The organism is Sphingomonas sp. UYP23 (assembly GCF_054059235.1).
On sequence record NZ_JBSSBX010000001.1, the window covers coordinates 565,459 to 589,047 of the forward strand.

The 23,589-nt window shown below is 66.1% G+C and carries 26 protein-coding genes; 20 read left to right on the top strand and 6 right to left on the bottom strand.

Features of this window, described 5'->3' with window-relative positions; genetic code table 11:
- Positions 1-15: 15 nt before the first annotated feature.
- The 3 genes from ACVWYO_RS02965 (at position 16) to ACVWYO_RS02975 (ending at position 1,877) form a co-directional block, all read left to right on the top strand.
- Positions 16-438 (top strand): MucR family transcriptional regulator, encoded by a 423-nt coding sequence (locus tag ACVWYO_RS02965; protein ID WP_140851670.1) that lies wholly within the window; start codon positions 16-18, stop codon positions 436-438.
- A 115-nt stretch (positions 439-553) separates the two neighbouring features.
- The gene (locus ACVWYO_RS02970) at positions 554-976 is read left to right on the top strand and encodes a Fur family transcriptional regulator (protein ID WP_140851671.1); all 423 of its coding nucleotides are present in this window, start codon (positions 554-556) and stop codon (positions 974-976) included.
- A complete protein-coding gene (locus ACVWYO_RS02975) occupies positions 960-1,877 on the top strand; it encodes a lysophospholipid acyltransferase family protein (protein WP_457348708.1) in 918 nt (305 codons plus the stop codon). Before ACVWYO_RS02970 ends, ACVWYO_RS02975 begins: the two co-directional genes overlap by 17 nt.
- Here ACVWYO_RS02975 and ACVWYO_RS02980 read toward each other — a convergent pair.
- Entirely contained in the window at positions 1,874-2,953 is a 1,080-nt protein-coding gene (locus ACVWYO_RS02980; protein ID WP_457348493.1) for an IS630 family transposase, read from the bottom strand. The two genes, ACVWYO_RS02975 and ACVWYO_RS02980, sit on opposite strands and share 4 nt — an antisense overlap.
- Positions 2,954-3,071: 118 nt before the next feature.
- On the opposite strand from ACVWYO_RS02980, the gene miaB reads away from it, so the two are divergent.
- The 9 genes from miaB to ACVWYO_RS03025 all read left to right on the top strand — a co-directional run bounded on the left by miaB (position 3,072) and on the right by ACVWYO_RS03025 (position 11,840).
- The gene (gene miaB, locus ACVWYO_RS02985; protein WP_457348709.1) at positions 3,072-4,397 is read left to right on the top strand and encodes a tRNA (N6-isopentenyl adenosine(37)-C2)-methylthiotransferase MiaB; all 1,326 of its coding nucleotides are present in this window, start codon (positions 3,072-3,074) and stop codon (positions 4,395-4,397) included.
- Between the two features lie 156 nt (positions 4,398-4,553).
- Complete coding sequence (locus ACVWYO_RS02990) at positions 4,554-4,700, top strand: hypothetical protein (protein ID WP_457348710.1); 147 nt, start codon at positions 4,554-4,556, stop codon at positions 4,698-4,700.
- 115 nt (positions 4,701-4,815) lie between these two features.
- Entirely contained in the window at positions 4,816-5,817 is a 1,002-nt protein-coding gene (locus tag ACVWYO_RS02995) for a PhoH family protein (RefSeq protein ID WP_457348711.1), read from the top strand.
- Between the two features lie 54 nt (positions 5,818-5,871).
- A complete protein-coding gene (locus ACVWYO_RS03000; protein ID WP_457348712.1) occupies positions 5,872-6,129 on the top strand; it encodes a type II toxin-antitoxin system VapB family antitoxin in 258 nt (85 codons plus the stop codon).
- Entirely contained in the window at positions 6,126-6,524 is a 399-nt protein-coding gene (locus ACVWYO_RS03005) for a type II toxin-antitoxin system VapC family toxin (protein ID WP_457348713.1), read from the top strand. Before ACVWYO_RS03000 ends, ACVWYO_RS03005 begins: the two co-directional genes overlap by 4 nt.
- Entirely contained in the window at positions 6,524-7,033 is a 510-nt protein-coding gene (gene ybeY, locus ACVWYO_RS03010) for an rRNA maturation RNase YbeY (RefSeq protein WP_457348714.1), read from the top strand. Before ACVWYO_RS03005 ends, ybeY begins: the two co-directional genes overlap by 1 nt.
- Positions 7,034-7,042: 9 nt before the next feature.
- Entirely contained in the window at positions 7,043-7,972 is a 930-nt protein-coding gene (locus ACVWYO_RS03015; RefSeq protein ID WP_457348715.1) for a hemolysin family protein, read from the top strand.
- Between the two features lie 119 nt (positions 7,973-8,091).
- Positions 8,092-10,338, top strand: coding sequence for a catalase/peroxidase HPI (katG, locus tag ACVWYO_RS03020; RefSeq protein ID WP_457348716.1), 2,247 nt, complete (start codon positions 8,092-8,094; stop codon positions 10,336-10,338).
- A 179-nt stretch (positions 10,339-10,517) separates the two neighbouring features.
- Positions 10,518-11,840 carry a PQQ-dependent sugar dehydrogenase gene (locus ACVWYO_RS03025; protein ID WP_457348717.1) on the top strand — a complete coding sequence of 441 codons (1,323 nt, stop codon included), beginning with the start codon at positions 10,518-10,520 and terminating at the stop codon, positions 11,838-11,840.
- An 18-nt stretch (positions 11,841-11,858) separates the two neighbouring features.
- Here the strand turns inward: ACVWYO_RS03025 and ACVWYO_RS03030 are convergent, their stop codons facing one another.
- Both ACVWYO_RS03030 and ACVWYO_RS03035 read right to left on the bottom strand, forming a co-directional pair.
- Complete coding sequence (locus tag ACVWYO_RS03030) at positions 11,859-12,161, bottom strand: polyhydroxyalkanoic acid system family protein (RefSeq protein WP_457348718.1); 303 nt, start codon at positions 12,159-12,161, stop codon at positions 11,859-11,861.
- A gap of 10 nt (positions 12,162-12,171) precedes the next feature.
- Positions 12,172-12,588 (bottom strand): VOC family protein, encoded by a 417-nt coding sequence (locus tag ACVWYO_RS03035; RefSeq protein ID WP_457348719.1) that lies wholly within the window; start codon positions 12,586-12,588, stop codon positions 12,172-12,174.
- 88 nt (positions 12,589-12,676) lie between these two features.
- Here ACVWYO_RS03035 and lnt point away from each other — a divergent pair, with 88 nt between their 5' ends.
- Both lnt and metK read left to right on the top strand, forming a co-directional pair.
- Complete coding sequence (gene lnt, locus ACVWYO_RS03040; RefSeq protein WP_457348720.1) at positions 12,677-14,203, top strand: apolipoprotein N-acyltransferase; 1,527 nt, start codon at positions 12,677-12,679, stop codon at positions 14,201-14,203.
- 73 nt (positions 14,204-14,276) lie between these two features.
- On the top strand, positions 14,277-15,497 hold the full coding sequence (gene metK, locus ACVWYO_RS03045) for a methionine adenosyltransferase (RefSeq protein ID WP_457348721.1): 1,221 nt from the start codon (positions 14,277-14,279) through the stop codon (positions 15,495-15,497).
- Positions 15,498-15,539: 42 nt separating this feature from the next.
- Here metK and ACVWYO_RS03050 read toward each other — a convergent pair whose 3' ends face one another.
- The 3 genes from ACVWYO_RS03050 to ACVWYO_RS03060 all read right to left on the bottom strand — a co-directional run bounded on the left by ACVWYO_RS03050 (position 15,540) and on the right by ACVWYO_RS03060 (position 17,752).
- On the bottom strand, positions 15,540-16,181 hold the full coding sequence (locus ACVWYO_RS03050; protein WP_457348722.1) for a hypothetical protein: 642 nt from the start codon (positions 16,179-16,181) through the stop codon (positions 15,540-15,542).
- 97 nt (positions 16,182-16,278) lie between these two features.
- Positions 16,279-16,881: a phosphatase PAP2 family protein gene (locus ACVWYO_RS03055; protein WP_457348723.1), complete on the bottom strand. Its 603-nt coding sequence runs from the start codon at positions 16,879-16,881 to the stop codon at positions 16,279-16,281.
- A 61-nt stretch (positions 16,882-16,942) separates the two neighbouring features.
- The gene (locus tag ACVWYO_RS03060; protein WP_457348724.1) at positions 16,943-17,752 is read right to left on the bottom strand and encodes a formate/nitrite transporter family protein; all 810 of its coding nucleotides are present in this window, start codon (positions 17,750-17,752) and stop codon (positions 16,943-16,945) included.
- Positions 17,753-17,834: 82 nt separating this feature from the next.
- Here ACVWYO_RS03060 and trmB point away from each other — a divergent pair, with 82 nt between their 5' ends.
- The 6 genes from trmB (at position 17,835) to ACVWYO_RS03090 (ending at position 23,581) form a co-directional block, all read left to right on the top strand.
- A complete protein-coding gene (gene trmB, locus ACVWYO_RS03065) occupies positions 17,835-18,524 on the top strand; it encodes a tRNA (guanine(46)-N(7))-methyltransferase TrmB (RefSeq protein ID WP_457348725.1) in 690 nt (229 codons plus the stop codon).
- A 109-nt stretch (positions 18,525-18,633) separates the two neighbouring features.
- Positions 18,634-19,488 (top strand): hypothetical protein, encoded by an 855-nt coding sequence (locus ACVWYO_RS03070; protein ID WP_457348726.1) that lies wholly within the window; start codon positions 18,634-18,636, stop codon positions 19,486-19,488.
- Positions 19,485-19,778 carry a hypothetical protein gene (locus tag ACVWYO_RS03075; protein WP_457348727.1) on the top strand — a complete coding sequence of 98 codons (294 nt, stop codon included), beginning with the start codon at positions 19,485-19,487 and terminating at the stop codon, positions 19,776-19,778. The genes ACVWYO_RS03070 and ACVWYO_RS03075 overlap by 4 nt, the downstream gene beginning before the upstream one ends.
- A gap of 112 nt (positions 19,779-19,890) precedes the next feature.
- On the top strand, positions 19,891-20,388 hold the full coding sequence (locus ACVWYO_RS03080) for a 2Fe-2S iron-sulfur cluster-binding protein (protein ID WP_457348728.1): 498 nt from the start codon (positions 19,891-19,893) through the stop codon (positions 20,386-20,388).
- Complete coding sequence (locus ACVWYO_RS03085; RefSeq protein WP_457348729.1) at positions 20,385-21,359, top strand: FAD binding domain-containing protein; 975 nt, start codon at positions 20,385-20,387, stop codon at positions 21,357-21,359. The genes ACVWYO_RS03080 and ACVWYO_RS03085 overlap by 4 nt, the downstream gene beginning before the upstream one ends.
- Entirely contained in the window at positions 21,356-23,581 is a 2,226-nt protein-coding gene (locus ACVWYO_RS03090; RefSeq protein ID WP_457348730.1) for a molybdopterin cofactor-binding domain-containing protein, read from the top strand. The genes ACVWYO_RS03085 and ACVWYO_RS03090 overlap by 4 nt, the downstream gene beginning before the upstream one ends.
- The last annotated feature ends 8 nt before the right edge of the window (positions 23,582-23,589 follow it).

Genomic DNA, 23,589 nt, shown 5'->3' on the forward strand with positions numbered 1-23,589 from the left:
TGTGAAAGGATTATTATGGACGTGATGGATGAACTGCAGGAGACCCTGATAACGCTAACCGCCGACATTGTTGCAGCACATGTCAGCAACAACAGCGTCGCAGTTTCGGATCTGCCGGTATTGATTGCCAACGTTCATGGCGCTCTGGCTGGCCTTGGCGGCCCTGCCCCCGTCGAAACCATCAAGCAGGAACCTGCGGTTTCGGTGCGCTCTTCGATCAAGCCCGACTTCATCGTCTGCCTCGAAGACGGCAAGAAGCTGAAGATGCTCAAGCGCCATCTGATGACGCATTACCAGATGACCCCCGAGCAATATCGCGCGAAGTGGAATCTTCCTGCCGATTACCCGATGGTCGCGCCCAACTATGCCGAGCAGCGTCGCACGCTCGCCAAGAAGATCGGTCTGGGCACCAAGCGCCGCAAGGTCGCCGCGCGCTGAGCCATTGACACTGCCCCTTCCCGCGACGGGGAGGGGCCTGCCGTCCCGTGCGGCCCGGCTTATTGCGACTCACTATCCCCTTTCGCAACAAGTCCGAAGCGCCTACATCGGCCGGATGCCGCGTCATATCGATCTTGAAGCCCTCTGCGCCGAAAAGGGCCTGCGCATCACCGACCAGCGGCGTGTCATCGCACGCGTGCTGTCGGATGCCGAAGACCATCCCGATGTCGAGAAGGTCTATGAACGCGCCTCGGCGATCGATCCCGGTATTTCGATCGCGACGGTGTACCGCACCGTACGCCTGTTCGAGGAAGCCGGCATCCTCGACCGCCACGACTTCGGCGACGGCCGCTCGCGCTACGAGCCCGCGCCCGAGGCGCATCACGATCATCTGATCGACGTCGAGACCGGCAAGGTCATCGAATTCGTCGATCCGGAACTCGAGCAGCTGCAGAAGGCGATCGCCGAACGTCTGGGCTTCCGCCTGGTCGATCACCGCATGGAATTGTACGGCGTCGTCCTTGACCGCAAGGGCTGAAGCGGCTGCGGCCCGCGCGTCCGCGCGGGCCGAGGCGGCCGCCGGCCGCCCGCCCCCGATCTCTTGGCTCGGCTGGGTTCGGCTGTGGACACGCGTGAGCCTGCTCGCGGTGACGCTGCTGCTCGCCATTCCGCTGCATTATCTGTGGCGGACGGTGCGGCTCTCGTCGCCTTGGCCGCGACTGTTCCTCGGCACCGCGGCGCGGATCTGCGGCGCGCGCGTGCGCGTCGTCGGCGTGCCGCTCAAGCGCGACGTCTTCTACGTCGCGAATCACGTCAGCTGGATCGACATCCTCGCGATCGCCGGTGCGAGCGGTACCGCCTTCGTCGCCAAGGCCGAAATTCGCGAGGCGCCGGTGGTCGGCTGGCTCGCGACGCTCAACCGTACCGTGTTCGTCGCCCGCGAGGATCGCCTGGGCGTTGCCGAGCAGATCAACGCCTTGCGCGAGACGCTCGCCGAGAATTGGTCGGTCACGGTGTTCCCCGAGGGCACGACCACCGATGGCCGCTCGCTGCTGCCGTTCAAGACGCCGATGCTCAAGGTGCTCGAGCCGCCGCCGCCGGGCGTGATGGTCCAGCCGGTGCTGCTCGATTACGGCCCGGTCGGCGCCGACATCGCCTGGATCGGCGACGAGACCGGCAAGGCCAATGCGATGCGGCTGCTGGCGCGCAAAGAGCGGTTCCGCGTCGCGGTGCACTTCCTCGAACCCTTCTATCCGCGCGACTTCCCAGGCCGCAAGCTGATCGCCGCCGAGAGCAAGCGGCGGATCGAGGCAGCGCTGTCGGTGGTGATGTGCGGGCCCGTCCCGCCGTTCATCGGGCATGATGCCTGGGCGGGCAAAGGCACCACCCTCCCCGCCGCGCTCGCCGCCGGTCTCGATCGCCCCGCGCCGACCGCCTAGTGGTCCGAATCTAACACTTGGTGCCCGCGTCTGACGGCGGCGATGATTTTATCGGGGTCGGCGGTCCAGACGAAGGGCTTTGAGCTTTCGTTGTGCTCGACCAGGAAGCGGTTGATGGCGGCCTGAAGGTCGACGAGCGAATGAAACACGCCGCGTTTGAGTCGACGGTTGGTCAGCCTGGCGAAGAAGCCCTCGACGGCATTGAGCCAGGAACAGGACGTAGGCGTAAAGTGGAAGGTGAAGCGCGGGTGGCGCTCGAGCCACTCGCGAACCTTGGGGTGCTTGTGAGCGGCGTAATTGTCGAGGATCACATGGATCGCCTTGCCGGCGGGCACGCGCGCTTCGATCAGATTGAGAAAGCGGATGAATTCCTGGTGGCGGTGCCGTTGCATGTTGCGGCCGATCACGGTCCCGTCGAGGATGTTGAGCGCGGCAAAGAGCGTAGTGGTGCCGTTGCGCTTGTAATCATGGGTCATGGTGCCGGCCCGCCCCTTTTTCAGCGGCAGGCCGGGCTGGGATCGGTTGAGGGCCTGGATCTGGCTCTTCTCGTCGAACGACAGGACGATCGCGTGGGCGGGCGGCGCGACATAAAGGCCCACGACATCGCGAAGCTTGTCGATAAACTCGGGATCATTGGACAGCTTGAACTGCCGAACGCGGTGAGGCTGGAGGCCGTGGGCGCGCCAGATCCGGTGAACCGAACTGGCGCTGATGTCGGCTTCGCGGGCCATCAGCGAGGCTGTCCAATGGGTCGTCTCACCCGGCGGCGCCTCATGCGTCCGGCTCGCTACCCATGCGACAACCTCCGCGGTTAGGGGAGGGATGCGCGACGGACGGGTCTTGTCGCGCAGCAGCCCCTCCACCCCTTCCTGCATGAACCGCTCCTGCCAGCGCCACACGCATGTCTTCGATGTGGCCGTCCGCCGCATGATCTCGCTGGTGCCGATCCCCTCGGCGCTCAAAAGCACGATCTTGGCGCGCCAGACGTGCTTTTGGGGCGCGTTACGATCCTTGCAGATCCGCTCGAGACGCTCTCGGTCCGCCGACGCAAGGTCGATGATTATACCACTTCGCATCCCCGATGACTCGCACGGCAAAACGGCGACGGGAATCCCTAATCGGACTCAACTGTCAGGCGATAACCACTAGCAGGGGTTCTGCCGCGGCGCTTTTGCGCCTATAGCGCCGCCGATCATGTCAGACGCCACCACCGCCCCCAAGACCGCTCCCAAGACGTACGCCGTAAAATCGTTCGGCTGCCAGATGAACGTCTATGACGGCGACCGCATGGGCGAGCTGATGGCCGCGCAGGGACTGACGCAGGTTGATCCCAAGGACGCCGACCTCGTCGTGCTCAACACCTGCCACATTCGCGAGCGCGCGACCGAGAAGGTCTATTCGGACATCGGCCGGCTGCGCAAGGATGCTGGCAAGCAGGGCCGCACCCCGATGATCGCCGTCGCCGGCTGTGTCGCACAGGCCGAGGGCGCCGAGATCGTGCGCCGCGCCAAGGTCGACGTCGTCGTTGGCCCGCAAGCCTATCACAACCTTCCCGATCTTGTGGCGAAGGCCGCGCGCGGCGAAGCGGCGCTCGATACCGACATGCCGGTCGACCTCAAGTTCGGCCACCTCCCCGCACGCCGCCGCGTACCGCCGAGCGCGTTCCTGACGGTGCAGGAAGGCTGCGACAAGTTCTGCACCTATTGCGTCGTGCCCTATACCCGCGGCGGCGAGGTCTCGCGCAGCTGGGGGCAGATCGTCGACGAGGCCAAGGCATTGGTCGACGCCGGAGCGCGCGAGCTCACGCTGCTCGGCCAGAACGTCAACGCGTGGAGCGATGGCGCGCGGGGCTTGCACGATTTGATCGCCGCGCTCGATGCGATCCCGGGACTCGCGCGGATTCGCTACACGACGAGCCACCCCAACGACATGACGCAGGGGCTGATCGACGCGCATGCGCAGGTCGAGAAGCTGATGCCGTTCCTGCATCTGCCGGTGCAGGCGGGCAGCGACCGCATCCTCAAGGCGATGAACCGCAGCCACAGCCGCGATTCGTATCTGCGCATCCTCGACCGCGTCCGCGCCGCACGGCCCGACATCGCGCTGTCGGGCGATTTCATCGTCGGCTTCCCCGGCGAGACCGAGGCCGATTTCCTCGAAACGCTGAGCCTCGTCGATGCCGTCGGCTATGCGCAGGCGTACAGCTTCAAATACAGCCCGCGCCCCGGAACGCCCGCGGCGACGATGGGCGATCAAGTTCCAGAAGACGTGATGGACGACCGCCTCCAGCGCCTTCAGGCCGCGCTCAACCGCGACCAGGCGGCGTTCAATGCGGCGACCGTCGGGCGGACGTGCCAGGTGTTGATGGAACGCGCTGGCAAATTGCCCGGCCAGTTGATCGGCAAGAGCCCGTGGCTGCAATCGGTCCATCTGGTGAGTGATGCGGCGATCGGCGACCTGGTCGAAGTGACGCTGGCCGAGGCGGGTGCGAATTCGATGCTTGGGCAGCGGCCCGCCTAAATCCTCCCCTCCCTGAAAGGGAGGGGTCGGGGGTGGGTCGGCCCGTTGTTACGCCGGACGCCTGCCCTAGGCTGACCCACCCCCAGTCCCTCCCTTCCAGGGAGGGGAGGCGCAGAAACTCTCGACACCGCACAACAAAAAGCGCAAAACCAGCCCATGCGCAAACCCGCTCCGACCGAACTCGTGCCGCCGCAATGGAAGCGCAATCCGGCGGCCTTGTGGGTCTATATCGCGGCCGGCGTCGGCATGATCCTGCTGTCGGGCGGACGCATCGTGCTCGAACGGATCGGCCTGCGCCGCTGATCCTCGCGCGCGAGCCCAGCGCCTGCGGGCGCCGCATCGGAATATTCCGATCGCCACCTATCTATCCGCGCCGCACCCCCTACCTTTTGCTCACCCTCCGACGTTAAGGAACCGCATGAGCCGCAAGCCCGTCCCCGCGCAATCCGGTGATCGCAGCCGCACCGAACTCGTGTTCGATCGTCCCCAATTGATGGCGCAGCTGTTCGGCGAATTCGATCAGAACCTGCTCGCGCTCGAGAACAAGCTTGGCGTCTACATCACTGCGCGCGGCAACAAGGTCGGGCTCGAGGGCAGCGCCGAGGCGGTCGCCCAGTCACGCGACGTGCTGCACGGGCTCTACAATCGCATCGTACGCGGCGAAGTGGTCGATACCGGGCTGATTGACGCCGTGATCGCGATGTCGAGCGAGCCGACGCTCGCCGGGATCATCCAGGCCGATGCCGGCGGCGGCGCCGTCCCGCAGATCATGATCCGCACGCGCAAGAAGACAATCGTCCCGCGCACGATCGCGCAGGCGCATTACATGCGTCAACTCCTCAACAACGACATCATCTTCGCGCTCGGGCCAGCGGGCACCGGCAAGACCTATATCGCGGTCGCGCAGGCCGTCGCGCAGCTCATCACCGGCAGCATCCAGCGCCTCATCCTGTCGCGCCCCGCGGTCGAGGCGGGCGAGAAGCTCGGCTTCCTCCCCGGCGACATGAAGGAGAAGGTCGATCCCTACCTTCGCCCGCTCTACGACGCGCTCAACGACTGCCTGCCTGCCGAGCAGGTCGAGCGCCGCATCGCCAGCGGTGAGATCGAGATCGCGCCGATCGCCTTCATGCGCGGACGTACGCTGGCCGACGCCTTCATCATCCTCGACGAGGCGCAGAACACCACGCCCGCGCAGATGAAGATGTTCCTCACCCGCTTCGGCGAGAACAGCCGGATGGTGGTGTGCGGCGATCCCAAGCAGACCGATCTGCCCGGCGGCATGAATGCGTCCGGGTTGAACGATGCGGTCGGGCGGCTCGAGGGAGTCGAAGGCCTGTCGATCTGTCGCTTCGGCTCGGGCGACGTTGTGCGGCACCCGATCGTCGGACGCATCGTCGAGGCATATGAAGGCGCAAGCTGATTGAAAGCGGGGATATCCTGACCTATAAGGAACGGATATCCCCGGAGACGGAAGATGGCATCGCTTTACATCAAGGATGAGGAAACCGCTGCCCTGGTGACTCGCGTCGCCGAACGGTCGGGCCTCACCAAGACCGCGCTTGTCCGCGAACTCGCCGCAGCGCGAGAGGCCGAACTCGACCGCGCCGCGCCGCAGATCTCGGCGCGCGAGAAATTGGATGCGTTGTGGGCCAGCCACAGCTTTCCGCCAACAGCGGGCGCAGATGCCGACAAAGCGTTTTTCGACGAGATGTGGGGCGAGGACCCGGATTGACCCTGTTCGTCGATGCCTCCGCGCTCGTCGCCATGATCACCAATGAACCGGAGCGCGACCGCTTCCGTCAAACCGTGCTGGCGGAAGCCGACTCGCTCTGGTCTGCGATGTCGTGCTGGGAAACCGTAAGCGCGGTCCGCAAGCGCGGCGGCTTATCGGTGCCGGAAGCGCGCGCACTGGTGGAAGAGTCGGCCGAGTTGCTGTCCTTGCGTTTGGTCGATGTCGGATCGACGGAACTGATCGCTGCACTTGACGCTTACCAGACCTACGGCCGCAACAGCGGCCATTCCGCCAAGCTCAACATGGGCGACTGTTTCGCCTATGCCTGTGCCAAGACCAATAAGGCCACGCTCCTGTACAAGGGCAACGACTTTGCAAAGACGGACCTTGCCTGATGCTTGAAATCGCCCTCTCCCACGAAGACGTCTGGCCCGAGCACGACTGGGAAGCGCTCGCCACCCGCGCCGCCACCGCCGCGCTCTCGCGCACGCCGCATGGCGAGCTCGTCACCGGCGCCGCCACGGTCGAGGTCTCGATCCGCCTCGCCACCGACGCCGAGGTGCAGGTCCTCAACGCGCAATATCGCCAGAAGGACAAGCCGACCAACGTGCTCTCCTTCCCGATGGTGCAAGCCGACCTGCTCGACACGATCGGGCAGAACAGCGACGATGGCGAGGTCCTCCTCGGCGACATCGTGCTCGCGCACGAGACCTGCGCGCGCGAGGCGATGGAAAAAGGCGTCAGCCTCGAAGATCACGCAACGCATTTATTCGTGCATGGCACGCTGCATTTGCTAGGCTATGATCACATGGGCGGCATGGAGGCCGAGGCGATGGAGGCGATCGAGATCGACGCGCTGAAGAGTCTTGGCCTTGCCGATCCCTATCTCATCGAAGAGGACTAACTGACCGCCATGCCCGACGGCCAAAGTATTGCCGGCACCGCCAGCCATCTCGGCGGTGCCCAGCACGCGGAAACCAGCATCTGGCGGAGCTTCCGCAGCTGGATCTCAGGTCACACCGGCGACGAATCGCTCCGCGCGACGCTCGAGGAAGCGATCGATGCGCATGAGGATGACCCCGCGCCCGACGCCAAGGGCGATCTCTCGCCGCTCGAACGCACGATGGTGCGCAACCTGCTTCATTTCGGCGAGCGCGATGCCGGCGACGTCGGCGTGCCGCGTGCCGATATCGTGGCGGTCGAGGAGCGCACCAGCTTCGCCAACCTCGTCGCGCTGTTTGCCGAGGCCGGCCACAGCCGCCTGCCCGTCTATCGCGAGAAGCTCGATACGATCATCGGCATGGTCCATATCAAGGATGTGTTCGGCATCCTCGCGACCGGTGCGCCGCACCCGCCGAGCATTGCCGATTTGATCCGCGAGCCGCTCTATGTGCCGATGTCGCGCGGCGCGCTCGATCTGCTCGCCGACATGCGCCAGAAGCGCGTCCATCTGGCGATCGTGCTCGACGAATATTTCGGCACCGAAGGTCTTGTCACGATCGAGGATCTGATCGAGGAAATCGTCGGCGATATCGAGGACGAGCATGACGATGCCCCCGAGGCCTTGCTCGTGCCGCTCGACGGCGGCGCCTGGGAAGCCGATGCACGCGCCGAGCTGGAAGATGTCGGCGAGACGATCGACCCGCGGCTCGCCGAGGTCGATGGCGATATCGACACGATCGGCGGTCTCGCCGCGGTGCTCGCAGGCCATGTCCCGCAAGTCGGGGAATGCATCGTCCACGACAGCGGCTGGACGCTCGAAGTCACCGCCGCGGATACGCGCCGCGTGCTTGGCCTGCGGCTGCATCCGCCCAAGGCCGAACCCGAGGGTCGCGACGGCTGACGGTCGGCCGCAGAAATCACCCGGTCGATCACTCTCTGCGGTTTAATACATTTCCTCGATCACGGCGTTCATGGCATCTTCCCTTTCGAGATCACAAGCCTCGACACATGGAGAGACACATGGACGCCATTACCTCAGGCAGCCCGCTGAGCGATCCGAGCAAGGAGCCCGCCGCGCTCCGCTCGCTGCTCGGCCGCACCAATCGCGATTGGTGGCCCAACCAGCTCAGCCTCGAAATCCTTCAGCAGAACGGCCTGTCGGGCAACCCGATGGGCGACGACTTCGACTATGCCGAAGCCTTCAACACGCTCGATTACGCCGCGGTGAAGCGCGACCTGACCGCGCTGATGACCGACAGCCAGCCGTGGTGGCCGGCCGATTACGGGCATTACGGCCCGTTCTTTATCCGCATGGCGTGGCACTCGGCCGGCACCTATCGCACCGGTGACGGTCGCGGCGGCTCGTCGTCGGGCTCGCAGCGCTTCGCGCCGCTCAACAGCTGGCCGGACAACGGCAACCTCGACAAGGCGCGCCGCCTGTTGTGGCCGATCAAGGCGAAGTACGGCAAGCAGCTGAGCTGGGCCGATCTGTTCATCATGGCCGGCAACGTCGGTATCGAATCGATGGGCGGCCCGGTGTTCGGCTTCGGTGGCGGACGCGAGGACGTGTTCGAGCCGCTCAAGGACATTTACTGGGGCACCGAAGAAGAGTGGCTCGGTGAAACCCGCATCAACGAGGAATCGGGCAAGGCGTTCGAAAACCCGCTCGCCGCGATCCAGATGGGCCTCATCTACGTCAACCCGGAAGGCCCCGGCGGCTGCCCCAACCCGATGGGCTCGGCGCGCGACATGCGCGAGACCTTCGCGCGCATGGGCATGAACGACGAGGAAACCGTTGCGCTCACCGCCGGCGGCCACACCTTCGGGAAGGCGCACGGCGCGGGTGATGCCTCGCTCGTCGGCGTCGAGCCGGAAGGCGCGGACATCGCGACGCAGGGCATGGGCTGGGTGTCGACGCACGGCACCGGCATGGGCGACGACACGATCACCTCGGGGATCGAAGGCGCCTGGACCCCGACGCCGATCACCTGGGATCAGACCTATTGGGACATGCTGCTCGATCACGAATATGAGCTGGTGAAGAGCCCGGCGGGCGCACACCAGTGGCAGCCGGTCGGCAACCCCGAGGAAACGCTTGCCCCCAAGGCGCACACGCCCGGCGTCAAGGTCCCGACGATGATGACGACCGCCGACATGGCGCTCAAGAAGGACCCGGCGTACCTCGAGATCAGCAAGCGCTTCCAGAAGGACCCGGCGGCGTTCGCCGATGCCTTTGCGCGCGCCTGGTTCAAGCTGACGCATCGCGACATGGGGCCGAAGGTCCGCTATCTCGGTCCCGACGTTCCCGCCGAAGACCTGATCTGGCAGGATCCGATCCCCGCTGCCGATTATGCGCAGATCGACGCGAGCGACGTTCCCGGCCTCAAGCAGGCGATCGCCAATTCCGGGCTTTCGGTTGCCGAGCTGGTGACGACGGCCTGGGCATCGGCCTCGACCTATCGCCATTCGGACCATCGCGGCGGCGCCAACGGTGCGCGCATCCGCCTGGCCCCGCAGAAGGATTGGGAGGTCAACCAGCCCGAGCAGCTCGCCAAGGTGCTGGGTGTCTACGAAGGCATCAAGGCCGATTTCGACGGCAAGGGAGCGAAGAAGGTGTCGATCGCCGATCTGATCGTGCTCGGCGGCTCGGTCGGCGTGGAAGCGGCTGCCAAGGCAGCGGGCCACGCGATCGAAGTGCCCTTCGCGCCGGGTCGTACCGACGCTTCGGCCGAGCAGACCGACGCCGAGAGCTTCGATGTGCTCGAGCCCAAGGCCGACGGCTTCCGCAACTATCTCTCGGTCAAGTTCAGCGTTCCGACCGAGGAATTGCTGGTCGACCGCGCGCAGTTGCTGGGTCTCAGCTCGCCTGAGATGGCGGTGCTGGTCGGCGGCCTGCGCGTCATCGGCGCCAACCACCCCAAGGCCGAGAAGCATGGCGTGTTCACCGACCGCAAGGGCCAGTTGACCAACGACTTCTTCGTGCATCTGCTCGACATGCAGACCGCGTGGAAGCAGATCAGCGACGACAGCGACGAGGAATATCTCGGCACGCTGCGCGAGACCGGCGAGGAAAAGTGGACCGCCTCGCGCACCGACCTGGTGTTCGGCGCCAACTCGCAGCTCCGGGCCTTGGCCGAGGTTTATGCCTCGGGCGATGCCGGCGACACGTTCGTGAAGGACTTCGTCAAGGCGTGGGTCAAGGTGATGAACGCCGACCGCTTCGACCTGGCCTCGGGTCATGTCCGTGGCGAGCCTGCGGTCGCCTAAGTACAGACTTAGCCCCTCCCCTTCAGGGGAGGGGTTGGGGTGGGGACGTCACAAGCGCCGATCTCGGCGAGGCGTCCCCCAACCCCCTACCCCTCCCCTGAAGGCGAGGGGTATTCTTTGTCACCGCGCGCGGCGAGAACGCGCTTCCCCTGCCCGCCTTCGCCGCCTATTTCCACTCCATGCGTAAACACATCCTCATCATCCTCGCGATCGTCGTTCTGGTCGCGATCGGGCTCCTCTGGTGGCTGTTCCAGCCCGAACCCGCCCAGCTTTCGGCAAGCGCGGTCGAGGGTGACCGTCCGACCATCTCTGCCCCGCGCGAACAGACGATCCCGACCATCAAGGTCGCCGATGCGATCGGCTGGAAGAACGGCGCGACCCCCGTTGCCGCGCCCGGCCTCAAGGTTGCCGCCTTCGCCACCGGGCTCGATCATCCACGCTGGCTCTATCGCCTGCCCAATGGCGACGTCCTCGTCGCCGAGACCAACTCGCCGCCGCGCGCGACCAAGGGCGTGGCCGATGTCGTGATGGGCTATCTGATGAAGAAGGGCGGCGCCGGCGTCGCCTCGCCCAACCGCATCACGCTGCTGCGCGACACCAATGGTGATGGGATCGCCGAAACGCGCACCGTGCTAATCTCGGGGCTCAACTCGCCGACCGGCATGGCACTGCTCGACGGCCAGCTCTATATCGCCGACACCGACGCGCTGGTCCGCGTGCCCTTCACGCCCGGCCAGACCCAGATCACCGCCAAGCCCGAAAAGGTCATCCCGCTCAATGGCGGCGGCAATCACTGGGCGCGCACCTTGCTCGCCGGGCCCGACGGGCTGCTCTATGTCGGCGTCGGATCGTCGAGCAACATCGCCGACAACGGCCTCGACGCCGAGAAATTCCGCGCCAACATCCTTCAGGTCGATCCCAAGGCGAAGACCTTCCGCGTGTTCGGCGCCGGCCTGCGCAACCCGCAGGGCATGGCGTTCGAGCCCAAGTCGGGCGCTTTGTGGGTCGCGGTCAACGAGCGCGACATGCTCGGTTCGGACATCGTCCCCGATTACATCACCCGCGTCGGGCTTGGCGACAATTTCGGCTGGCCCTGGTATTATTGGGGCGGCTATCCCGACGCCCGCGTGAAGCCTGAAAACCCCGCGCTGCAGGAATATTCCAAGCGCCCCGATTACGCGATGGGCCCGCACGTCGCGGCACTCGGCCTGACCTTCGCGACCGACGCCAAGCTTGGCGGCAAGTTCGCCAACGGCGCGTTCGTCGGCGAACATGGCTCGTGGAACCGCGTGCCGGTTTCGGGCTACAAGGTCGCGTTCGTGCCGTTCGGTGCCACCGGCTTCCCGGTCAAGGGCAGCAAGCCGGTCGACGTGCTGACGGGCTTCCTCAACGCCAAGGGCGAAGCGCAGGGGCGGCCGGTCGGGGTGATCACCGACCAAGCCGGCGCGCTGCTGGTCGCGGACGATGTCGGCAACACGATCTGGCGGGTGAGCGCACGGTAAAGCGCTACCGCCTAGCGGCTACTCCAGCATCTTGGGCGCTTCCTTCGCCAGCTTCGCGCGGATCTTGTCGGCGAAGAGGCGGAGGAAGATCGGCAGATCGATCTCGGCGCGCACCTTGTCCTGCGCCACCGTCAGCCGGCTCGCAACGCGCTGGCCGAGCGCGGCGACGGTGAAGTGCATCGTATCGCCCTCCCAATGATGATCGACCGAGGTCGCGCCAGGCACCATTTCGACGATCTTGCCGACCCCGCCCTCGACGCGCGCGCGAGCGCCCGCCAGCCCGAGCTTGTGCGGAATTTCGAGGGTGATCGGGTCGCTCATCACAAATCCTTCATGTCGCGAAGATCATCGCGTCATCGGCAAACGCCTTGAACTCGAGCGCGTTGCCCGAGGGGTCATAAAAGAACATCGTCGCCTGCTCGCCCGGCTGCCCGACGAAGCGCAGGTGCGGCGCGATCCCGAAGCGCGTGCCGGCGGCGGTGAGCCGGTCGGCGAGCGCCTGCCAGTCGGGCATCGTCAGGACGACGCCGAAATGCGGCACCGGCACGTCATGGCCGTCGACCGGGTTCGACACGGCAACGGGCTTCGCGGCTGGGTCGAAATGCGCCACGATCTGGTGGCCGTAGAGATCGAAATCGATCCACGCGTCGGAGGAACGCCCCTCGGCACAACCGAGCGTCCCGCCATAAAAGGCGCGCGCAGCGGCAAGGTCATGAACCGGGAAAGCCAGGTGAAAAGGACGTGTCATCCGCATGCCCTACCAAATCCTCTCCCGCAGGGGGAGGATCAAAGCGCAGCGTTGCGTTGCTCCGCCGATCCCGCGATAGCCGCACGCGATGACCCAACGCCCCGCGCTCTTCTCGTTCCTGCTCGGCGGAATCGCCGCGGTCGGCTTCGCACCGCTCGGCTGGTGGCCCGTCACGCTTGGCTGTCTCGCGGCATGGATGCTGCTCGTCCACCAGGCGCCGACCCGCAAAGCGGCACTGTGGCGCGGCTGGCTGTTCGGCTTTGGCCATTTCGCGATCGGCAATAACTGGATCTCCAAGGCGTTCAGCTATCAGGATGCGATGCCGCATGCGCTCGGGTCGATCGCGCCGGCCTTGCTCGCGCTCTACCTCGCGATCTTCCCGATGCTCGCCGCGACGGTCGCGTGGAAGCTGCGTCGCCCGGTGATCGACGCCAGCTATGTCCTGCTCTTCGCCACCGCCTGGATCGCGACCGAATATCTGCGCGGCACGCTGCTGACCGGCTATCCGTGGAATCCGCTGTCGGAGATCTGGCTGCCGCTGATCGGCGTCGCGCGCAGTGCACAGTGGATCGGCACCTATGCGCTCTCGGGCGTGACGATCCTCGTCGCCGGCGCGCTATTGCTGGCGCTGCGCCGCGACTGGGGCCTGCCCGCCGCGGTGGTCGCGCTGCTCGCGATCCTCACACTTGCATCGCTCGCGCCGGCGATCGCCCCCAGTGCACCGAACGCCCCGCGCATCCGCGTCGTCCAGCCCGATGCCGCCGACGAACAGCGTCCGCGCGACGATTATGCCGAAACCAATCTCCAGGCGCTCGCCCGGCTCAGCGGCAAGCCCGGCCCCGCCCCGCGATTGATCGTCTGGCCCGAGGGCGCGCTGCGCTATTTGCCCGAAAGCGGCTATCCCTTCCAATATTATGCCGAAACCCCCGGAACCGTTCGCCGGCGCATCGCCGCCGTGCTCGGCCCGCGCGACGTCGTGCTGACCGGCGGCAATGCGCTCAATTTCGATGGTGCCGGCGCCGTCACCAGCGCCACCAATTCGATCTTCGCGATCGACGCGAACGCGCGCATCCTCGGCCGGTACGACAAGGCGCATCTGGTGCCGTTCGGCGAATATCTCCCCGCGCGCTCGCTCCTCTCGGCGATCGGCCTGTCGCGGCTCGTCCCCGGCGATTTCGACTTCGCCCCAGGCCATGGTGCCGACGGGCTCGATCTGCCCGCCTTCGGCCGCGTCGGCTTCCAACTCTGCTACGAAATCATCTTCTCCGGGAGCGTCGTCCAGCCCGGCCACCGCCCCGCCTTGCTGTTTCAGCCGTCGAACGACAGCTGGTACGGCTATTGGGGCCAGTCCGAACACCTGGCGCAAGCGCGGATGCGCGCGATCGAGGAGGGCCTGCCCGTGATCCGGGCGACGCCGACGGGCATCTCGGCGATCATCGACGCGCACGGCAGGATCCTCGCGTCGATCCCGGCCGAAACCGCAGGCGCGATCGAACTGCCGATCCCGCCCGTCGCGTCCCCCACCCTGTTCGCGCGCTTCGGCAATGCGTTGGCGTTCCTGATCGGGATCATCCTTGCCCTTTCGGCATTTGCATTGCGCCGTTTGGCACGATAGGGCGTCATATAAGGAAAGCTTTATATCAGGCATGGCAACGGCCGAAGCTCTCCTCAACATGAGGATCTTACACATGCGTTCCAATTTTCTCTTCACCTCCGAGTCGGTCTCCGAAGGCCATCCCGACAAGGTCGCCGACCAGATCAGCGACACCGTCGTCGATCTGTTCCTCGGCAAGGACCCCTATGCGCGCATCGCGTGCGAGACGCTGACCACCACCAACCTCGTCGTCCTCGCGGGCGAAATCCGCTGCAAGGGCGTGTACGAGAATGGCGAATGGGCCGATGGCGCGCTCGCCGAGATCGAGGCGGCCGTCCGCAACACCGTCAAGGAAATCGGCTACGAGCAGTCGGGCTTCCACTGGGAAACCTTCGCGTTCTACAACAATCTCCACGGCCAGTCGGCGGAGATCGCGATGGGCGTCGACGAAGGCGCGAACAAGGACGAAGGCGCTGGCGACCAGGGCATCATGTTCGGCTATGCGACCGACGAGACCCCGGGCCTGATGCCCGCGACGCTCTATTACAGCCACAAGATCCTCGAGCGCCTCGCCGCCGATCGCCACTCGGGCGCCGCGCCGTTCCTCGAGCCCGACGCCAAGAGCCAGGTCACGCTCGCCTATGAGAACGAAGTGCCGGTCCGCGCGACCGCGCTCGTCGTCTCGACGCAGCACAAGGCGGGCTATTGCCTGCAGGGCGACAACGCCAATCCGGCGCTGTACGAAGAGCTGCGCGCCTATGTCAGCGGCGTGATGCACGACGTCCTTCCTGACGGCTTCATCAGCGACAAGACCGCGATCTACATCAACCCGACGGGCGCGTTCGAAATCGGCGGTCCTGATGGCGACGCAGGCGTCACCGGCCGCAAGATCATCGTCGACACCTACGGCGGCGCAGCCCCGCACGGCGGCGGCGCCTTCTCGGGCAAGGATCCGACCAAGGTCGATCGCTCGGCGGCCTATGTCGCGCGCTACATGGCGAAGAACGTCGTCGCCGCCGGCCTCGCGCGGCGCTGCACGATCCAGCTGTCGTACGCGATCGGTATCGCCGAGCCGCTGTCGCTCTATGTCGATCTGCACGGCACGGGCACCGTTCCCGAAGCCAAAATCGAGGAAGTGCTGCCCAAGCTCGTTCGCCTGACGCCGAAGGGGATCCGCGAGCACCTCAAGCTCAACGCGCCGATCTACAAGCGGACCGCCGCCTATGGCCATTTCGGGCGCGAGCCCGATGCCGATGGCTTCACCTGGGAGAAGACCGATCTGGTCGACGCGCTCAAGAGCGCCGTCGCCGCCTGATCCAACGCCGAGCGCGGGCTGATCCCGCGCTCGGCGCCCGCGTTACGGCCGGTTGGCCGAGAAGACCGACGGATCGAACCGCGCCGGCAAAGCGCGCGGCGCCACATCGGGCATGACCTGCGCGGCCTGGGTCGCCTCGGGCCGCACGGTGAAGCGCAGATCGTCGGCGAGATAGGCGGTGATCGGCGAGTCGGCCGGCAGCCGCCCGCTCGTGCCGTGAATGAATATCATTGGCCACGACACGAACAGCGCACCGCCGATCGCGAGCACGCCCTGCCCCGTCCCCTGCCGCGCCGAGCGTCCCGAAATGCGCACCGGACCCGACGGGGTCTGCACATAATCGAGCCGCACATCGAGCTGGCCGCGCTTGCCGAAATGGCCGTTGCGCTCGGACCGCATCACTTCGCCGACTGCGATCGATCCAACCGGCACCACCACTTGGCCATGATAGACCAGCGGTTCGGCCACTTCGAGATAGAAGCGATCGCCCGAATGCGCTTCCTTGGTGTTGAGTTCGGTGCGCGTCGTCAGTTGCAGCGGCATCCCCATCGGAAAATAGGCCGAAGGCCCCGCTCCCGCCGCCGTCGCCGCCGCCGGCGCGGCCCATTGCACCCTATATTGCGCCGCCGCGAGCGACGGAATGCAGGTGGCGAGCGCAAGGCTTGCCCAATATGTCAGCTTCATGTCACGCCCCTTTTGTATCGATTAAGGGCCATGAGTATTTCGTTCGGTTTTACCGGCACTTACGAATTGAAATGAAGGTTTCGTTAAGGACAGCGGCTCAGCGCGCGCGTTTGAACAGGCGGACCAAGGCTGGCTCGGCCGCCCGGATGATCAGGCTCGTCGCCTTCTGTGCGACGAAGCCGACCGCAGCCCCGGCGACGGTATCGAGGATGTAGTGCTTGCCCCGCGGCATCTGCACCGCCGCGACCCCCGCCGCCGCCGCATAGGCCGGGGCCAGCGCGCCCGGCACATCCTGCGCGATCGCGCCTGCTACCGCGACCGCGCCGGCGGTGTGGCCGAAGGGGAAAGACGTATCGCCGTGCGCCGCGCTCTTGCCCGGCGCGAAGCGGTGCTTGCCCGTCTCGATCGCCTTTTGCGGGCGCGTGCGGTCGATCGAGCGCTTGATGCCATTCTTGATCGCGGTGGCGAGCACTTCGCTCGCCAGCATCCGCACGCCGTTGCGGATCACCGTAGGACGGCGCAGCACGGCGCCGACCACAATCGTCCCGACGCCGAGCAGCAGCAACGGCGGCTGGTCGGCGACCTCGCTCGCCGCCCCCGCCAGCTTGACCACGGGCGTGTCGCGATGCGCAGCGGCGAGGTGCGTGGCCTTGCGATCGGCATGGGCGATCTTGCGCGCGGCCTTGGCGATCTTGCTCATGTGCGTACTCCCCATCTATCGCACGCCCAACGCCGCGGACAGCGGATTGGCTCCGCCCGGATCAGGCGCCTTCTTCCTGCACCTGCGCATGCGCCAGCACAGCGAACAGACCTGCCCCGCCAAACAGATTCCCGAGCACCGCGGGTACGAGAAACGCAAGGGCCTGTCCCCCGCCGATCTTGCCCGAAAAGAGCAACAGGAAGGTTTCGCTCGATCCGACCACCGAATGGCTGAACCCGCCGATCGCGACGACGTAGACGATCCCGAACACCACCAGGAAAGCCTGTTCGCGCGCATTGGGCAAGGTCCAGGCAACGATCGCGATCAGGAAACCCGCTGGCACCGCATTGACGAAAGTGCCGAGCATGTCGTGCTCGGTGATCTTCATCGACACTTCAAGCATCCCGGCGCGCAGCGCGGGATCGCTGAGATCGAGGGTTGCAAAGGCGAGCGCGACGAGCGCGGTCCCGAGCAGATTGCTCCCCAGCACTACCCCCCACAGCCGCAAGGTACGCCCGAGCGCGGCCCAGGACGGCTCGGTCACGAGCGGCAGCATCGCGGTCACCGTGCTCTCGGTGAACAGCTGCATCCGCCCGAGGATCACCATCAGAAAGCCGATCGGATAGCCGATCGCGATCAGCAGCGGCCGCGCCGGCGACGGCGCGGTATGCGCCGCGATCGCCGCCTCGGCGATCAGCGAGGCGTTGATCGCCAGCCCCCCCGCCAGCCCCGACCAGAACAGCGAGGTAATCGGGCGTTCGAGCTCCTCCTGCCCCTCCTCGCGCACCGCACGGTGCAGTTCGCGCGCATTGGCGGCCTTCAGTTCCTCGACGTCGCCGCCGTCGGTCTGCTCTTGATTCGTTTGCGCCATCGTGTCCGCCCGTTCGTTGAAGCGGTGTAACGACCGCAACGGGACTTTGCTCCGTACGCTGCGCCCGCTAGAGGCTGCGCGGATGACCGATCCGATGACGACTCGCCGCCTCTATGGCCGCCGCCAGGGGCACAAGCTCCGCTTGGGCCAGGCCGATTTGGTCGAGCGCCTGCTCCCCGAAATCAGCGTCCCCGAGGAAGGCCCGCTCGACGCCGTCACGCTGTTCGGCAGGGACTGCCCGCTCGAGGTCGAGATCGGCTTCGGCGCGGGCGAGCATCTCGCCGGCCAGGCGATGGCGCGGCGCGAGACGGGGTTCATCGGCTGCGAGCCGTTCCTCAACGGCGTCGTCGGCGCGCTGACGCATGTCCGCGACGAAGAGCTCGACAATGTCCGCCTCCACATGGGCGATGCGCTCGACGTGCTGGAGCGGCTCCCCGACGCGTCGCTGTCGCGCGTCTATCTGCTCCACCCCGATCCGTGGCGCAAAGCGCGCCACGCCAAGCGGCGGATGGTCAATCACGGCCCGCTCGATCTGATCGCGGCGAAGCTCAAGCCCGGTGCCGAGTTCCGGCTCGGCACCGACGATCCGACCTATTGCCGCTGGGCGATGATGGTGCTTGGCCAGCGCCGCGATTTCGTGTGGAGCGCGAAAGGCCCCGCCGACTTCCTGACGCGTCCCGACGACTGGCCCGAGACGCGCTACGAACGCAAGGCGCGCCGCCAGGGGCGCGAGGTCTGGTACTTCCGTTACGTCTATCAGCCGGTGGCGTAGCCGCTCCCCTCGTCGCGCTGGGCGCATGCCGCACGGGCAGTAGCGGAACCCTTGGTCCTCCTGCCTCGTTTGACACGCATATTCCCAGCCCCAGAGGGGAAATCCCATCGTGTCCAAATTCCGGCGCCTGCTGGCGACCGCGTTAAGCTGCTGCCTCTTTTCGGGCTCTAGCGCGATCGCGCACGCCGCCTGCCCCGCGGGCGGTTTCGATTATATGGGCGTACCGATCGCGTTCAGCCCCGATCACGCGGCCTATTATTTCGCGACCGACCACAAGCTCGTCGACGCCGACGGAGCGCCCAACGCCTATCACCCCGCCGACGTGCCCAACACGTGCCCCGAGACGGGCCGCGGCATCGATTGCCTTGCAGCGGCGGGCTATCCCGACGGATCGTGGTGGCAGACCGTGCTTGTCGCCGACCCCGCAGACCCGACCAAACCGGCGATCCAGCAGGATGGGCCGTACAAGGGCTTCTTCGTCTCGATGACATCGCTGCGGAATACCGAATTCGCCGGTCCCGCTAGCACCGCAAGCTATGTCGATGCCGCCGCGATCCCGTACATCGTCTTGCCAGCGCCCATCTATCGCACCGACGGCATGGGCGAGATGGGCGACATCGGCTTTGCGACCAACCTCGACACCGGCCGCACTACGCCGTTCGTCATCGCCGATGAAGGCCCAGTCGAACGGCTTGGCGAGGCGTCGGTCGCGTTCTGGCATGCCCTCGGCGTTCAGGCGCCCAACCCGCGCAACGGCGAGGGACTGCCCGATGGACGGATCGCCTATGTCGTCTTCCCCGGAAGCGCCAAGGACGCCAAGATCGGCTGGCCGATCGACAAGGCCGCGCTCGCCCGCGAAGCGCGCACCCGGCTCGACGCGGTCGGTGGGCTCACCGCGCTGCGATCGTGCGCGCAACCGACGATCGAGATCGCCGCGGCATCGGCGGTACGGCTCAGCAAATGATCACGGCGCTATCGCTCGCGTTGGTGTTGGCCACCCCCGCCCCGACGCCTGCGCACGCAAAGGCATGGACGCCGCATTCGGCGGCCGCTTTGCTCGACGCGAGCTTCCCGAGCGAGCACGCCTGCCAGATCGCGCTCGACGCGGCGCGCGAGCATGAGCGCCTGACCCCTTCCAAGCCGGTCCACGATCTCAGCTATGCGCGGCTATTCGCGCAGGCGCGCTGCGGCAGCGCCGTACGCAAGACCGGCGTCGTCTGGCGGATCCGCATGCACTGGCCGCGCCGCCTCTGATCACGCGCGACCGGCCGATGCCGGCCCGCGACGATCGGCGCGCAATATCTCCGCTCGTGCGGACCCGAATTCCGAAGCGCGCGTTTACCTCGCCGAACCGCAGGGGTCTGACATGCACTTCACCATCAATGGAACGGCGTATACCGCCGAACCCGACATTCGAACCTCGCTGCTCGATTTGCTGCGCGAGCATCTTGGCCTGACCGGCTCGAAAAAGGGCTGCGATCACGGTCAGTGTGGCGCCTGCACCGTGCTCGTCAATGGCCGTCGCATCAACAGCTGCCTGTCGCTCGCGGTGATGCATCAGGATGACGAGATCACCACGATCGAGGGCCTCGGCACACCCGAGGATCTCCACCCGCTGCAAGCTGCGTTCGTCAAGCATGACGGCTACCAGTGCGGTTATTGCACGCCGGGCCAGATCTGCTCGGCGGTCGGCATGCTCGACGAGGTCCAGAAGGGCTGGCCGAGCCATGTCAGCGAGACGCTCGGCGACGTCGAGTTCAACGACGGCGAAATCTCCGAGCGAATGAGCGGCAACCTCTGCCGCTGCGCTGCCTATCCCAACATCGTCGACGCGATCCGCGACGTGGCGGAGGCCAAGGCATGAAGACCTTCACCTACGAAAAGCCCGCGAGCGTTGAGGAGGCCGTCGGCTTCGTCGGCGAGGGCACGCGCTTCATTGCGGGCGGCACCAACCTGCTCGACCTGATGAAGCTGCACGTCGAGACGCCCGACAAGCTAGTCGACATCAGCCGGCTCGATCTCGCTAGGATCGAGGACACCGAAGCCGGCGGTCTGCTGATCGGCGCGCTCGTGCCCAACAGCGATCTCGCCGCGGATACCCGCGTTCGCGAGAAGTATGAGGTGCTCAGCCGCGCTTTGCTCGCCGGCGCCTCCGGCCAGCTCCGCAACAAGGCGACGACCGGCGGCAATCTGCTCCAGCGGACGCGCTGCTATTATTTCTACGACCCCGCCATGGCGTGCAACAAGCGCGCACCCGGTAGCGGCTGCTCGGCGATCGGCGGGTACAACCGCATCCTCGCGATCCTCGGCACCAGCGAGTCGTGCATTGCAACGCACCCCGGCGACATGCCCGTCGCGATGCGCGCGCTCGACGCGACGATCATCACGCTCACCCCAGGCGGGGATCGCCGCCGGATCAGCATCCACGATTTCTATCGCCTCCCTGGCGACACGCCCGAAATCGAGACCGTGCTCGAACCCGGCGAACTGATCACGCATGTCGAGCTGCCCGCGCCGGTCGCCGGCAAGCAGCTGTACCGCAAGGTTCGCGACCGCGCGTCCTATGCGTTCGCGCTCGTCTCGGTTGCCGGCCTAGTGTCGGTCGAGAATGGCACGATCGCCACCGCGCAACTCGCCTTCGGTGGCCTCGGTCCGATGCCGTGGCGCGACAGCCGCGTCGAGGAATCGCTGATCGGCAAGGCACCATCCGACGAAATCTTCGCCGCGGCGGCAGACATTTTGCTCGCCGATGCACAGGGCTACGGGTCGAACGATTTCAAGATCCCGCTGATGAAACGCACGCTGATCGCGTGCCTGCGTGAGTTGACCGCATGAGCAACACCAACAGCCTCAAGATGGACAAGCCCGTCCCCGCCAGCCTGCTCGACGCGGGTACGCAGGGCATCATTGGCCGCCCGCTCGACCGCAAGGAAGGCCCGCTCAAGGTCACCGGCCAGGCGACCTATTCCGCTGAATACCAGATCCCTAACCTTGCGTACGGCTATCTCGTCGGCACCAAGTTCGGGCGCGGCAAGGTCACCAATCTCGATGCCGACAGCGTCCGCGCGATCCCCGGCGTGATCGACGTCGTCACTGACTTCAAGACCTTCCTGCAGAACTCGCAGCAAGGCGGCGAAACCAGCGCGCCGACGCAGGGCGTGCAGGACGTCCATTATTTCGGCGAGATCGTCGCGATCGTGCTCGCCGAAAGCTACGAGGCCGCGCGCGACGCCGGGATCCGCATCAAGGTCGAATATGAGGAAGCCGAGGGCCGCTTCGATTTCGAGGCCCACAAGGACGAAACCACCAAGCCGCCGCCCAACAATATCCCCGCACATTTCAAGCAGGGCGATGTCGAAAAGGCGATGGCGGACGCCGCCACCTCGGTCGACGTCACCTACACCACGCCGAGCCAGAACAGCTCGGCGATGGAGCCGCACGCCTCGATCGCGGTGTGGGACGAGGACGGCGCGCTGACGCTGTACGGCTCGTACCAGATGCCGACCTCGGACAAGACACAGCTCGCCAAGTCGCTCGGGGTCAGCGACAAGAAGGTCCGGATCATCGCGCACTATATCGGCGGCGGGTTTGGCTCGAAGCTCGGCATCGCGCCCGAATCGGTCGCCGCCGCGGTTGCCGCCAAGCAGCTCGGCCGGCCGGTAAAGGCCGTGATGACGCGTCCGCAGGTGTTCGAGACCACCGTCCGCCGTTCGAACACCGAGCAGCGCGTGCGCTTCTCGGTCGATGGCGCGGGCAAGCTCACCGGCGTCGGTCACGAGACGCTGACGAGCAACCTCCCCGGCGAAGGCTTTTTCGAGCCGACCGGCATCGGCACGCATTTCGCCTATTCGGGCGAGAACCGGCTGATCAACCATGATCTGGTCGAACTCGACTGGCTGCTGTCGGGTTCGATGCGCGCTCCCGGCGAAGCGGTCGGCATGATGGCGACCGAGGCCGCGCTCGACGAACTCTGCCACAAGCTCGGCGTCGACCCGATCGACTTCTGGAAGCAGAACGAGCCGAGCGAAGACCCCGAGGAGAAGATCCCCTTCTCGACGCGCCAGCTCGTTCGCTGCCTCGAGGAAGGCGCCGAAAAGTTCGGCTGGTCGAAGCGCAACGCGACGCCCGGTCAGGTGCGCGACGGCGAATGGATGATCGGCATGGGCGTGGCGGCTGCGGTGCGCACCAACATGCTGATGGAATCCTCGGCCAAGGTCGCGATCGACGCCAACGGTCGCGCGACCGTCAGCTCGGCGATGACCGACATCGGCACCGGCAGCTACACGATCCTCGGCCAGATCGCCGGCGAACTGCTCGGGCTCCCGCTCGATCAGGTTAGCGTCGTGCTCGGCGATACCGATCTGCCGGATGCGGCGGGTTCGGGTGGCTCGTGGGGCGCAGGTTCGAGCGGCTCTGCGGTCTATCTCGCCTGCGAGATGCTGCGCGAGAAGCTTGCCAAGGCGATGGGCTGCGACCCCGAAGCGCTGACGCTCAAGGATGGTCAGGCGATCGCCGACAACCGCCAGGTGTCGCTCGGCTCGCTCGTCGGCGACGGGATCGAGGCGATCGGCTCGATCGCGCCCGGCAAGATGGAGAAGGAGCGCAAACAGTCGAGCTATGGCGCGCATTTCGTCGAGGTCGGCGTCAACGCGACCACCGGCGAAGTCCGCGTCCGGCGGATGCTCGGTGTCTTCTCGGCCGGCCGCATCCTCAATGCCAAGACCGCGCGCGCGCAGTGCCTCGGCGGGATGACCTTCGGCATCGGTGCGGCGCTGACCGAGGACCTCGTCCACGATCCGCGCAACGGCAAGCTCGTGAACCACGATCTCGGCGAATATCACGTGCCGGTGAATGCCGATGTGCCGCAGATCGAGGTTGAGTTTCTCGAGGAGCGCGATCAGTTCGCCAACCCGATCCACGCCAAGGGCATTGGCGAGCTCGGCATCTCGGGCTGTGGCGCGGCGATCGGGAATGCGGTGTTCAACGCGACGGGCATTCGCGTGCGCGACTATCCGATCACGGTCGACAAGCTGCTCGATCACCTGCCGCCAGTGTGATCCCCCCC